The organism is Vibrio sp. 10N.261.45.E2 (assembly GCF_002875705.1).
Taxonomy (GTDB): domain Bacteria; phylum Pseudomonadota; class Gammaproteobacteria; order Enterobacterales; family Vibrionaceae; genus Vibrio.
The window spans coordinates 44,104-57,044 of sequence record NZ_MCZZ01000124.1 but is presented as its reverse complement, the minus strand read 5'-3'; the positions used below and the strand labels follow the sequence as shown (position 1 = coordinate 57,044).

Sequence of the window (12,941 nt, the reverse complement as noted above, 5' to 3'; positions counted from 1 at the left end):
AACCTCTATCTTGAAACCACTTTTACTTGTGCAAACTGACGGTGCCCGTCGACCGATCCGTGGTAACCAAGGCCACTCTGTTTCGCGCCAACCCACGGGGCATCACCACTGCCGCCTTGTCCTTGATTAATGCCAACCATGCCAGCATCAAGTTCGTCAGCAACATCATTGACGCCTTGGTTTCCAAAGACCACAGCACCTAGACCGTACTCACTGGCGTTGGCTCGCTCAATCGCATCTTCAATGTCGGAATAGTGACTGATCGCGACAACTGGACCGAAAGTCTCTTCTGTTTCCAGTTTCATTTCTGCTGTCATTCCGGTGATAACCGTAGGGCGGATATAACGCTCGGGTTGCTCAGAACCGCCTAAAAGAAAAGTGGCTCCTTTCTGTTGCGCGTCTTCTAGCTGTTCGACAATCTTAGCGTGTTGTGTCGCGTTGATGATTGGTCCGATATTGACGTTCGGCATATCCCACGGGCCAATCTGGTACATGTTGGCGATCTCGGTGACACGTTGTTCAAATTTTTCTGCGATACGAGCATCAACATAGATACGTTCAATCGAAGTACACATTTGCCCTGAGTTCTCAAAGCTGCCCGCGACGGCAAAGCGAGCGGCCTGTTCTAGATTCGCATCACGCATCACAATCATTGGGTCTTTGCCACCTAGCTCCATGACCAAGCGTTTTACCTTACTTGCGGCACGTCTCATGATGTCTTGGCCTGTTGCTTTTGAGCCAGTGAACGCGATCATTTGAATGTCGCCTTCGACTAATGCCTTGCCTGTTTCACCATCGCCCTGCATCACGGTCAAGACATTCTCTGGTAAGTGTTTTTGCAGTTCACCAAAGAATGCTTCAGCGATGAGAGGTGTCTCTTCTGAAGGTTTTAGAATCACGCTATTGCCTGCGACCAATGCTGGCACAATGAGGTTGTTTGCCATCATCACAGGGTAGTTCCAAGGAGATATAACTCCGACAACACCTAGTGGGCGGTATTGAAGCTCTGTTGAACCGGACAATTTTCGTGTGTTGAGTGCACGTTGAGCATCTTCTGCATAGTGCTGACCCATGTAGATCGCACCAGTTGCTTCTCCGGTCGCGCGACGAATGTCTTTACCCATTTCACGAGCAAGTAACTGTGAGAGGGACTCTTCGTACTTATCAAGTTGTTGATAGGCTTTGATAATGGTCCGCACTCGCTCGTTCATTGAGAGTTGACGCCATGCTTTTTGTGCAGCTTTTGCTTTGTGAATGGTTTGAGTGACTTCTTCAGCTGAAGTTTGGTTTACCTCGCCAAGGAGTTCACCGTTACTTGGGTCAAAGGATTGAATGGACTTGTTCATGTTTGTCGGCTCCGCTGCATTTTTAGTATCTGCATCATTATTATTAAATAGTTAGATAACTAGATATCTAAAAATCTCGATGTGTTAATTTTTAATAAATGATATTTGTCATAAAGGATGGCGTGAATCCATCCAGTTTTCATCGTGCTATCTAACTGTTGTTCTGTTGATTCTTGTTCTTTTCAACTATAGGGAATCAGACAGCGCTTTTAGGAATTTCTCGATGTATTCGTCATTACGCTTGTAGTAAGTCCACGAGCCAATGCGTTTTGATGTCACTAACTTTGCACGCTGTAGGTTCGAGAGGTAAGAAGAAACGGTAGATTGAGATAGGCCACTCTTCTCCTGAATAATGCTAACGCATACCCCCTCAACATCAGTATCAACGAGTTGTTTCTCTAAGTTAAAGTGCTCTTGAGGCGACTTAAGCCAATGAAGAATATCTCGGCGTACAGGGTTGTTGATGGACTTTAAAATTTCGTTCACGTCTGACATGGTGTTTGACTGCTATTTCTGATTTAAGTGAAATATACCCTCGAAACTAGGATATCGCAATATGTCGATGTCAATTTTCGGTGTCTGCCAATCCGGCGTTACGGGATCTGAGTATCGATTTGTTTTGGTAAAGCTTATTCGCTATTAACGAATGAACAATCCCCAAGTTACTCGCTCAAAGCAAAGTAACTTAGGGATAAGACTCAATTTTAGGCGTCTACAGACATCTCTATTGGCGTATCTTTCAGGCTTTGACTTGAGACTAAAGCGCTTGTCCGTTAACCGACAATTTCACATCAATGTTGCCACGAACCGCATTTGAGTAAGGGCAAACTTGGTGCGCCGTTTTCACAAGCGTCACAGCTTGTTCTTGCTCTAGATCCAGTTCAATCGATAGAGCAACATTTAAAGCAAAGCCACCGTTTTCATTTGGTCCGATACCCACTGTCGCAGTCGTTGGCGCTGATGCGATTTTGATTTTCATCTCTTTAGCTACATGAAGTAGAGCATTTGAGAAACACGCAGAGTAACCCGCAGCAAATAGTTGTTCTGGGTTGGTCGCTTCACCTGTTCCGCCCATCTCTTTAGGGTAGCTCAACGCTACTGAAAGCAGGTTGTCATCAGTAGAAACTTGGCCGTTACGACCCGCCGTTGCAGTAGCAGAAGTTGTGTAGAGTGTTGTCATTGTCTTAGTCCTTAAAATAATTGTGTAAAATTAAATTGCGCACAATCTAATGTTGAGGTTAGCTTAATTGATCAAATATATGTGTGCAAGTATATTGTGTGCAATTTAATTTATTGACGAGGTGATCGTGAGCGATCAAGATGAATATCTAAAGTTAGATAATCAGGTGTGCTTTGCGCTTTACAGTGCTTCAAATGCTATGAGCCGAGCTTATCAACCTCTACTGAAAGCGCTTGATCTTACTTATTTACAGTACATTGTGATGATGGTGCTTTGGGAGCAGCAAGAGATAAATGTCAAAGCGTTAGGCGCTAAAACACATTTAGATTCAGGAACCTTGACTCCATTACTTAAGCGTTTAGAAGCAAAAGGTTATGTGCTTCGTACACGTAGTGCTGAAGATGAACGAGTGCGAGTGATTACGTTAACTCCGGTAGGGACTGAACTCAAAGAGCGCGCACAAACTGTCCCAGAAGAGATATTTTGTCTATCTAAGATGAATGAAAGCGAACTTAAATCGCTCAAAGCGCAATGTGAGCAGTTACTTGATAACTTAACTCAATAAGAACGTTTTTTAAATCTCAGTAATAATGTGCAAATAATGAAAAAGCCAGTGAGTACCTACTGTTAATATCAGGTACTCACTGGCTTTTTGTGTTTTGGAGTGAGTTTGAAGTACTTGTTTAGCCTCCACTCAAGACCACGTACATATCACCACGGCAGCGGTTGATGCTGTGTATCTATCAACTCATAAACCAAGACACGAAAATCAAAGCACCAAAACCGAATGTCGCCATCAGTGCGGTGTCTCCACCGGCAGCAGTATAGCTGCCTTCGCTTTGTAGGTGAGGGAAGTCTGGTCTACGAACCTTAACCACCATTGCTAGAGGGCCCCATATCGCTAGGAACACCAACACCATGCCTGCATAGTCCAGCATGCTTACAAATTGACTAGCGAATAGCTCTGCTAATACCAAAGGTAAGATGAAGGTTAGAGCATAAGCCAACGCTTTGTTGTTGGTAACGGCATCTTTGTTTTGGTCATACAGCGCCATCGACACGCCGAGGAAAGAGGTCACTAAAGCTAATGCTGAGAACAGTGCAATCACTACTTTCAACCAAGCAGACTGTCCGCTAAACGCTGAAATCAGTTCTGAAATGTTGTGGAACTGGCTGATCGCATCTGTGCCAAGGTTACCGATAATCGCAAATAACCAAGTGAGGTAGCACACGAGTGGAATCACAGAACCTAAAAGAATCATATTGCGGATCTGCTTTTGAGTCGCTTCTCGGTTGTAGATAACCAGTGATGGGATCACCACCATAGAGGCAAAGCTAGTAAAGATAACGGCGCTGTATTGAACCACATCGTTGGCTGTGTAGTTGCTAGTTTGCGTCAGGTAATCCAAACGAATATTGCTAAATAATGATGCGATAACGATAAACAACATGACTACCATCAAGATGAACAGTCCGCGGTTCAGTTTGTCGATATAAGATTTACCCGAGACGACGATAGCGCCCATCAATAGGCTGAAAACCGTATAAGCAGCAGAAGCAGAGATGTTCACGCCAACGTCGAGCAGTAGTTTATGGATGATGTCACCCACGCCCAAGATATAAGCGATGAGCATGCAGACCAGCAGCAGGTAAAAGAGTGCATTGATAAAGTGTTTACCTTTGCTACCCAAAGTTAGGTAAGCGACACTGCTCATGCCAGTGTTGTCTTTGGTTTTGGTGCATGCTTCTGCTAATAGGAGTGCAGAGTAAGTGGTGCCGATAAAGATAAGTAGCATCAGCACTGAGCTGATCATGAAGCCAAATTGGGCCAACACCATGGGAATAGCAAGCATGCCAGCCCCTAATGCAGTCCCTGAAAGAATCAAAGAACTGCCGAATAATTTCATATTCAAGATAGCAACCTCAAAGTATCCAATTAATTTTTAGTTGGATTGTAAATATTTGTTGCCAAGCCTAACAAATTACTCAGTAAAGTTAGGGGTTAATTTCTAATTATTTTTGAATTTTTCTAAAAAATTTAAGCAGGAATTTACAGTGAATATGAGAGGCTGATTAAAGTATGCCTTTTCTGAATTGTTTTAGCGTTTCAATAACGTCTGTAAATTTCTGACTGCTCAAAATTTGCTAATTTATCACTGGTTAGGCTGCGCTGTAATTTCATCAAAATCAATTCAGATGCTTGCTTTTTTATGAACCCTTGAATGTTACTTTGTTTATATACTGGTGGTTTGTCGTAAATGGAAAGATCTGTTGTCGTAGATGCCACTCGGTCGTTTGGCGTTTCGATCTTATTATCCTCACACCAATTATGTGGGGGTGTTATGTATCGTTTTTTGTTTTGTAGTTTCGCGCTTGTTCTCTTGTATCCAACGGCGATTGATTTGTATTTGGTGGGCTTGCCTCAAATCGTTGCTGATCTAAATGCCTCAGAGGCGCAGCTTCATGTCGCGTTCTCCATCTATCTCGCAGGTATGGCAACCACCATGTTGTTCGCTGGTAAATTTGCCGACAATGTAGGAAGAAAGCCTGTTGCGATTTTTGGTGCGATTGTCTTTGCTATCTCTTCGATGTTAGGCGGGATTGTGACCAGCGCGGAACCGTTTCTTGCAGTGCGTTTTTTTCAAGGTGTAGGTGCAGGTTCATGTTATGTGGTGGCATTCGCTATTTTGCGAGATGTGTTAGACGACCAAAAGCGTGCCAAGGTGCTGTCGATGATGAACGGTATTACCTGCATCGTACCAGTGATTGCGCCCGTGATTGGCCACTTAATTATGACTGTTTATCCTTGGCCGAGCCTGTTTACGACGATGGCGAGTATGGGCGTTATCGTGTGTTTTCTCTCTGTGTTAGTGCTAAGAGAAACCAAGCCGAATGGTCAAGATTCTGAAGTGACCAAAGTTTCTGTGTCTCACACCACTTCAACCGAAACCTTCAAAGATCCCTTATTTATCAGTCGAGTGATCATCACTAGCTTAGGTGTGACGGCGATTCTGACTTACGTGAATGTATCTCCAATGTTGATCATGACTGAGCTTGGCTTCGACCGTGGTCAGTACTCTTATATTATGGCGCTCACAGCACTGGTTAGCATGTTGGTGTCGTTTTCAGCGCCGTTTGCCCTGAATGTGTTTAAGCAGAAAAGCTTGATGCTGACATCTCAAATATGTTTTGTCATTGCGGCTGTCTTATTGCTTGCGTCGGTTAATGGTGGGTTAGGGCATTATGTCACGCTGTTAGGCTTTGCTTTTGTGTGTGGTGGTTTCTCGCTAGGTTTTGGTGTTGCAATGAGCCAAGCATTGAGTTGCTATTCACAACGAGCAGGCGTCGCGAGTTCGATATTGGGCGTTTCTCAGGTGTGTACCTCGGCATTGTTTATCTGGTTTATGGGTGTGCTCGGGTTCAGTGCATTGAATATGTTGGTATTTATACTTGCTGCTGGTGGAGTTATCAGTATTGCTCTAATACTATGGGTAGGTCCTTCCCAAGTTAAAAGTGATTATGAAGAAGCCACTAGCTCGTCTTGATTTGAATTTATTGTTCACTCTGCAATTGTTGTTGCAAGAGCAGAGTGTTTCAAAAGCTGCCAAAAAGCTTAACGTCACGCCTTCAACGGTGAGTAAATCACTGACCAAGCTTCGAGATTGGTTCGATGATCCTCTGTTTGTGAAAACACCAAGAGGTTTAACACCGACACCACTTGCGCTAAGTATGGTGAAAGATCTTCAAGACTGGCTGCAGATTGGCAGTCAAATCCTCACGACTCGCGGCGACGATGCGCCCAAAGATGTGCGTTTGAATCTAGAGGCCGAATCCCCTCTGTCACTGATCATGCTTAACGAGCTGACGCAAAGCGTGTATCAACGCTATCCTGATGCAAAGATCAAAATACGAAATTGGGACTATGACTCTATAGACTCTATCGTGCGTGGTGAATCTGATATTGGTTTTTCAGGGCGAGAAAGCCATCCGCGTTCGAAAGAATCTCTAGACGCGCTGCCGTACTTCATCGATTTCGAGATCTTGTTCCATGATTTGCCCGTCGTGTATCTAAGAAAAGATCACCCAGCCATACAGGATGAGTGGAATCTTGAGGCATTCCTCAAATACTCTCATATCAATATTGTGTGGGAAAAAAGCGAAACATGGGCGTTGGATGAAGTGCTTACCGACTTGAAGGTAGAGCGAAATATCGCCCTTACGCTTGCAGGCTTCGAGCAATCTTTGTTTATGGCGGCTCAACCCAATCACACCATGATGACTGTCGCGCCCAATTATTGTCGACGTTATATAGATCAACTTCACCCTAACCTTACCTGCTTACCCATCCCTTTAGATGAAGAAAATGCTAACAAGCTGCTGATCCCCTTCACCATGATCTGGCATAAACGCAACGCCTACAATCCCCTTATTCTGTGGTTAAAAGATACGCTCAGATCGCTTTACCAATTTGAATCTGAACAAGGAAAAGACGAGAAAAATCTCTAAAAGGTTGTTGACCTGACTACAACTTCATAGTTTATCTTTGCTACCGAAATGAGAGGGGAAGTACATGTATCGTATCTCTGAACTGGCGGAATTAGTTGGGCTGAGTCGCTCAACATTGTTGTATTACGGTAAGCTAGGCTTGATTGAAGCTCAACGTCAGAACAATGGGTATCGTTTCTACTCTGAGAAGGACTTGCAACGTGTTCGCTTGTTACAGCAACTGCAAGCGGGTGGGTTGACACTTAAAGAGTGCCAAGCCTGCTTAGATGCAAAAATAGAACGTAGTTTGTTGGAAAATCGCCTGAAACAATTGGACGAAGAGCTTGTTCAAAAACAGCGGTCACGTGACCTATTAGCCGCAATGCTAGGTGAAAGTGGCTTAGAAGAGTGGCATGAGTCGATGGATAAGCTTGCGCCAGATGCACACCTCGATTGGTTAATTAAGCAGGGCTTTGATGAGAAACAGGCTTTGCGATTGAAGTGGTTATCGAAAGATATGAATGAACATGATCAATACATGGCTGATTTTGGTGCGATCTTTGAGGGTTTAGAGCGCTTAGGGCCTGGAACGGCTGAAGATACTTTAGCGGCGATGTCGCAAGTTCCGTTTTCACCTAAACACGTGCTTGAGATCGGCTGTGGTAAAGGCATCGCGACTAAGGTGTTGGCGAAAGCCTTAGTTGAATATCAAACGGACGTGCAAATAACAGCGTTAGACAATGATCAACCAAGCTTGGATATTCTGATTCAGCAAGCACAGGCTCTTGGCTTAGAAAGCAACCTAAAAACGGTATGTGCAAGCATGATGGATTTACCATTTGAGGCGAAGTCGTTCGACCTAATTTGGTCTGAAGGTAGTGCGTACATCATGGGTGTTCAGAAGGCGTTAAAGCAGTGGAGAAAGCTACTGACTGATGATGGCATCTTGGTCGTCAATGACTTGGTGTGGAACACCGAGAACCCAAACAAACAAATCAAAGCATTCTGGCAGAAAGAGTACCCAGATATGACGACGGTTTCTGAGCGTATCAAACATGCAAAAGCGGCGGGCTATCAAGTCTTGGACGAATTTGCGATGAGTGATGCCGGTTGGCTTGCTTATTATCAGCCTCTTCAGAAGCAAGTCGAGGCCTTGAAAGTGGCAATGCCTAACTCAAAAGCGCTCGCAGATTGCGACAATGAAATTAAACAATTTTTCAATCACAACAAACCTAAGAGTGAATCCTTTGAAGATCCTCAAGGCTCTTCCAAGCGTGATTTTGATTATCACTTCTTTGTGTTGAAGAAAGTACAGTAAGTGAAGAACACCATGAAATTTAGACAATATGATTCAAGCGAGATCGAAACGGTCACTCAACTTTTTACTCAAACCTTTGCTGATTCAGAAGGGGAGAACGAAGGTAAAACTATTGGTAAGCTTGCCAATGATCTTTTGACGACCACGGATTCGGCAGAACTACTTTGTTTTGTCGCGGAAGATGATTCTAACGAGTTGGATAATAAGATTGCTGGCGCGATTATCTTTACTCCGCTCACACTTGATGATGACACGAAGGTATATCTGCTTTCACCAGTAGCGGTGAGCACTAGAGTTCAAAAGCTAGGCATTGGTCAAAAGCTGATTCACTATAGCTTAGATACTCTAAAAGAACAGGGTGTTGAACTTGCAGTGACATACGGTGATCCGAGCTACTATTCAAAAGTAGGTTTTGAAAGCATCACGGTTGAGCAGATCCCTGCACCATTTGAGCTGAGTTACCCTCATGGTTGGATTGGTCAATCGCTAATTGGCAGTGAAATCAGAGTGGCGAGTGAACGGTCGAGTTGTGTTAAAGCTTTGGCTCACCCCGAATACTGGTAACCGCTTGCAATAAAAATTGAGAAAAATAGAAAGCCCATCAGGTATTGCCTGTTGGGCTTTCTTGTTATGAGTAGAAGATATTCGTCATGCTTTAATGTGAACTTTGAACGAATGTTCAAAATAAAGCTTGAACGATCGTTCTATTTTGATCTATATTGTTTTCACACCAGCGGAGCGCATTCAATAATTGCTCCGTGATTGAACAAATTTAGAATCATAAATTGATAGGGATAGAACAATGAGCAACTTCAAAATTCATTCAATAGAAACCGCGCCAGAGCAAAGCAAACCTATTCTTGAAGGCGCTAAAAAGCAGATGGGTCGAGTTCCGGGGCTCTGGGGTGTGTTAGCTGAATCTCCAAACACACTTAAGTCTTACACTCAGCTGCATCAGGCGTTTAATGACTCATCTTTCGATGCTGAAGAGCTAACGGTTGTTTGGCAAACTATTAACGTTGAACACGAATGTCACTACTGCGTACCTGCACACACAGGCATCGCACACTCAATGAAGGTTGATCCTGCAATCACCGAAGCACTGCGCAATCGCACGGCTTTACCAACTGAAAAGCTGCAAGCTCTGCATGACTTCACACTAAGTATGGTCCGTAATCGCGGCAATGTGCCTGAAAGTGAAATGGCAGCATTCTTCGAAGCGGGCTACGGTCAACAGCAAGTGTTAGAAGTGATTCTTGGTCTATCTCAGAAAGTGATCAGTAACTACGTAAACCACGTTGCTAAAACACCAGTAGATAAAGTATTTGAACAGTTCGCTTGGCAAGGTTAATTGCATTGAAGCAAACCAATATATGAAATGATGAAAGCCCCGCTCAGTTGAGTGGGGCTTTGTTGTTTTGGTCTGAATAGAATTTAGAAAGGTAATCTAGTTTGCGTGCCTAGCGATTATCTTGGCTAGTGTCGCAACCCCTTCTTTCCACTCTTTACTCTCTTCAATATTGGCGACAGTGAAGCGCAAGCAGTGTTTATATTGGTCATTCGTTCCAAATACAGTGCCGGGTAATATGCCTAATTTGTGTTTCAAGCAATCTTGATAAACGGCGTAGCTGTCGACTGATTCTGGCAGTGTTATCCAGTTTAAAAAAGAACCTTCAGGCTTTGATAGGTGGTATCGCCCGACAAGGTGCGGGTAGCTATCCAATGCTTGTATTAACAGGCTTTGGAATTGCTTTTGATTGGTTTGATAGAGGCGCTTCATCTTAGATAAATGGCTGCGGTATTTGCCTGTTGTGAGAAATTGACCCACTGCCGATTGCATTAGGTTCGAGCTGCCCATGTTGTCACATAAGAGGTACTTTTCGATTAAAGGTTGATAGCGGCCCGACAATAACCAACCGATTCGTAGGCGTGAATCTAAGGTTTTAGACATTGAGTTGACGTAGATGACTCTATCTTGATCATCAAGCTCTTTGAGGCTCGCGATTGGTGTATCGAATGACAAGCTACCGAATACATCGTCTTCGATAATTGGTAGAGATCCAGAGATTTCCAATAATGCCTTTCGATTGGCCAATGGCATCCGTGAGCCGGTTGGATTGGTAAAGTTTGGCGTTAGCAGTAAGGTTTTCACTTCCCATTTGTCCAACGCACTCTGTAGTGATGGAATATCAATGCCGTGGCTAACACTGCTGGGAATTTCTAGAGCTTGCAAGCCAAGCGACTCTAGCAAAAGTAGGTTACCAAAGTAACAGGGTGACTCGACCGCTACGATGTCGCCGGGCTGGGTGAGTGCACGCAGTGCCAAACTGATCGCTTGCTGCGCGCCATGAGTAATCGCAATCTCTTTCGATCCCGCAGGTACACCAAGATCATGGGTGATCTTTAACAATTGCTTTACTAATTGTTCATCGCCAGGAGGTAGTTGGTAATAACCGGGAAGTTGAGTTTGTAAGCGGCTGTGGCGACCGATTTCGGCGTACAAACTATGAATTGCGGGGTTGTTGATGTTCGGGTGTGCTGAGCCTGCCAACAATTTTAGACGACCTTTGGGACGAGAAAGTACAGATTTGGTGACAGACAACAGGTCGACTTTTTGAGGCTGGCTAGGTGTATCCCAATTGGTGGTATTGGGAGTTTTTACGCGATAGCCAGATTTAGGTACCGAATAAACCCAGCCTGTTGCTTCCAGTTCTTGATAGGCGCGAATCACGGTATTTTTGCTCACGCCAAGCTGTTCGCTTAGTTGACGAATTGAGGGAAGGCGATCGTCTGGATGAAAAAGCCCTTTATCTATCTGAGCCTTAATATGTTGTTCGGTAGCAAGATATTTATTGCCGCTGAGTTCTGCTTCCACGTTGTTTTCCCTCGTTGCTCAATCTGAATCTGTAACCATTTAAAGTGTTATACCTGTATCTTTATTAGTTATCTGTACCCAACTAAGGTAACAGCATTGATGAAGAGTTGACCAGAGGTTTGTAATGCTGATTAAAATGATTCCGTTCGTGTTTGTAATATTGTGGTCGTCAGGCTTTGTTGGCGCACGTCTTGGCGTGGAATACGCCGAACCCGCGACGTTACTTTCACTTAGGATGGTGGCCAACGTGGCGCTGTTCTTGGTTTTGATTGCAATCCTTAAACGTCGCATTCCTCGTGGTCGAGCATTTTTCCATGCTTGTGTGGTTGGTATTTTGATTCATGGTTTCTACCTTGGTGGAACCTATCTGGCGATTGATATGGGGATGCCCGCTGGATTGAGTTCTCTACTTGTCGGCTTACAACCGATTCTCACCGCATTGATTATGATCAGCTGCACTTCGCAGCGTTTTAATTTCGCACAATGGGTAGGCTTAGCCCTTGGTTTTATCGGGATTAGCTTGGTATTGATGGGCAATATTGAATGGCAGTCTGACGACCAAAAAGGCTTGGCGACATTGTTGTGTTTGGTTTCTTTGGTTGGTATTACCTGCGGGACTCTGTATCAGAAGCGCTTTTGTCAGGGCACAGATATGGTCGGCGGTGCGATGGTGCAATACTTGGCGTCAGCTGCGCTGTTTCTGCCTTTTGCGATGCGCTACGAAACGATGCAAGTGAACTGGACGGTAGAATTTACATTGACTCTAATCTGGCTGGTGGTCGTTCTATCTTGTGTCGCAATATTGTTGTTGCTTTACATGGTTGAACACGGAGCATCTTCAAGTGTCGCATCGGTGTTCTATCTTGTTCCGCCGACAACCGCGATTCAAGCTTGGCTTATTTTTGGTGAGTCGTTCGACATCTATGGCGCAATGGGTTTTGCTCTGTCAGCGACTGCGGTTTACCTGGTGGTGAAGAAGCCGGAATGGCATAAGGGTCGTAGGCGAACCGTGTTAGATCGGTAATGTGTACACCAAAACTAACCTGACTCAAAGTTCGTCGCTAGAAACAAAAAAAGAGCCTGAATAGATTCAGGCTCTTTCTGTATAAAATGTTGGCTAGCGAATTTTGATTAGCGTTTCATCAAGCAAGCGTATGCCGTTGTAAACGGTGCTTCTTGGTATTGCTTCAGGCCAGTTTCTTTGAACTTCATCATTAGAGGGTTGCGCTTTAGGCTCTCTTTGATGTCAGCAGGAGAAACAACCTCAACGTTTAGGCCGTCGATCAGTTGGATTGCAGCTTCTAATTTGAAACCAAAGCCACCACCAGCAAATTTGCCTTTAGTTTGGCGTTGGCGAATCACAACTTTATCTACTTGGTAATCTTCCATTAACTTTGCAAAAGAGAATTGAAAGTCTTTCATATTCTGTGTGTCGTTTGCGTCGCTAATTGAAACTTTAGAAACTCGGCAATCAGGAATGTTAAATACACCATCAGACAGAGAAAGAAGACAGATGACTGCATCGTTACCTTTGATTTCAACACCACAAATTTTCATGTTCTTACCTACTTATTTTAGAGCCCTACATTATGGTGTTATTTCTCACACTTCTCCAGTATTTGAGTATGTATGTCGTAAATAAGTGCGATATTTCCTCTTGCAATAACCTTTTCAAGTTGATGTTTGGTTAAATGCTCAACGGCTGACTATTGGGTCGTGTTTGCTATGCGACTAGGT

The 12,941-nt window shown here is 44.1% G+C and carries 13 protein-coding genes; 7 read left to right on the top strand and 6 right to left on the bottom strand.

Annotated elements, in window-relative coordinates:
* Positions 1-5 precede the first annotated feature (5 nt).
* From BCT34_RS12365 to BCT34_RS12355, 3 genes are all read right to left on the bottom strand, one after another.
* On the bottom strand, positions 6-1,346 hold the full coding sequence (locus tag BCT34_RS12365; protein WP_076656251.1) for an aldehyde dehydrogenase family protein: 1,341 nt from the start codon (positions 1,344-1,346) through the stop codon (positions 6-8).
* 186 nt (positions 1,347-1,532) lie between these two features.
* On the bottom strand, positions 1,533-1,841 hold the full coding sequence (locus BCT34_RS12360; RefSeq protein ID WP_004732945.1) for a helix-turn-helix transcriptional regulator: 309 nt from the start codon (positions 1,839-1,841) through the stop codon (positions 1,533-1,535).
* Positions 1,842-2,103: 262 nt separating this feature from the next.
* On the bottom strand, positions 2,104-2,526 hold the full coding sequence (locus tag BCT34_RS12355) for an organic hydroperoxide resistance protein (RefSeq protein WP_076656253.1): 423 nt from the start codon (positions 2,524-2,526) through the stop codon (positions 2,104-2,106).
* Positions 2,527-2,653: 127 nt separating this feature from the next.
* Between BCT34_RS12355 and BCT34_RS12350 the strand changes: the two genes are divergently transcribed.
* Positions 2,654-3,091, top strand: a complete 438-nt coding sequence (locus BCT34_RS12350; protein WP_174571165.1) for a MarR family transcriptional regulator — start codon at positions 2,654-2,656, stop codon at positions 3,089-3,091.
* Between the two features lie 178 nt (positions 3,092-3,269).
* Here the strand turns inward: BCT34_RS12350 and BCT34_RS12345 are convergent, their stop codons facing one another.
* A complete protein-coding gene (locus tag BCT34_RS12345; protein ID WP_076656258.1) occupies positions 3,270-4,433 on the bottom strand; it encodes an aromatic amino acid transport family protein in 1,164 nt (387 codons plus the stop codon).
* A gap of 435 nt (positions 4,434-4,868) precedes the next feature.
* Here BCT34_RS12345 and BCT34_RS12340 point away from each other — a divergent pair, with 435 nt between their 5' ends.
* The 5 genes from BCT34_RS12340 to BCT34_RS12320 all read left to right on the top strand — a co-directional run bounded on the left by BCT34_RS12340 (position 4,869) and on the right by BCT34_RS12320 (position 9,680).
* Complete coding sequence (locus BCT34_RS12340; RefSeq protein WP_076656261.1) at positions 4,869-6,071, top strand: MFS transporter; 1,203 nt, start codon at positions 4,869-4,871, stop codon at positions 6,069-6,071.
* Entirely contained in the window at positions 6,046-7,032 is a 987-nt protein-coding gene (gene yidZ, locus BCT34_RS12335; RefSeq protein ID WP_076656264.1) for an HTH-type transcriptional regulator YidZ, read from the top strand. Before BCT34_RS12340 ends, yidZ begins: the two co-directional genes overlap by 26 nt.
* A 64-nt stretch (positions 7,033-7,096) precedes the next feature.
* On the top strand, positions 7,097-8,329 hold the full coding sequence (locus tag BCT34_RS12330; protein ID WP_076656266.1) for a MerR family transcriptional regulator: 1,233 nt from the start codon (positions 7,097-7,099) through the stop codon (positions 8,327-8,329).
* Complete coding sequence (locus tag BCT34_RS12325) at positions 8,330-8,893, top strand: N-acetyltransferase (protein ID WP_076656269.1); 564 nt, start codon at positions 8,330-8,332, stop codon at positions 8,891-8,893.
* A gap of 238 nt (positions 8,894-9,131) precedes the next feature.
* A complete protein-coding gene (locus BCT34_RS12320; protein ID WP_076656271.1) occupies positions 9,132-9,680 on the top strand; it encodes a carboxymuconolactone decarboxylase family protein in 549 nt (182 codons plus the stop codon).
* 96 nt (positions 9,681-9,776) lie between these two features.
* Here the strand turns inward: BCT34_RS12320 and BCT34_RS12315 are convergent, their stop codons facing one another.
* Entirely contained in the window at positions 9,777-11,204 is a 1,428-nt protein-coding gene (locus BCT34_RS12315) for a PLP-dependent aminotransferase family protein (RefSeq protein ID WP_076656274.1), read from the bottom strand.
* A 124-nt stretch (positions 11,205-11,328) separates the two neighbouring features.
* On the opposite strand from BCT34_RS12315, the gene BCT34_RS12310 reads away from it, so the two are divergent.
* Positions 11,329-12,228: a DMT family transporter gene (locus BCT34_RS12310; RefSeq protein ID WP_076656277.1), complete on the top strand. Its 900-nt coding sequence runs from the start codon at positions 11,329-11,331 to the stop codon at positions 12,226-12,228.
* Positions 12,229-12,335: 107 nt separating this feature from the next.
* On the opposite strand, the gene BCT34_RS12305 is transcribed toward BCT34_RS12310, so the two are convergent.
* Positions 12,336-12,761: a DUF3010 family protein gene (locus BCT34_RS12305; RefSeq protein ID WP_076656280.1), complete on the bottom strand. Its 426-nt coding sequence runs from the start codon at positions 12,759-12,761 to the stop codon at positions 12,336-12,338.
* Positions 12,762-12,941 lie beyond the last annotated feature (180 nt).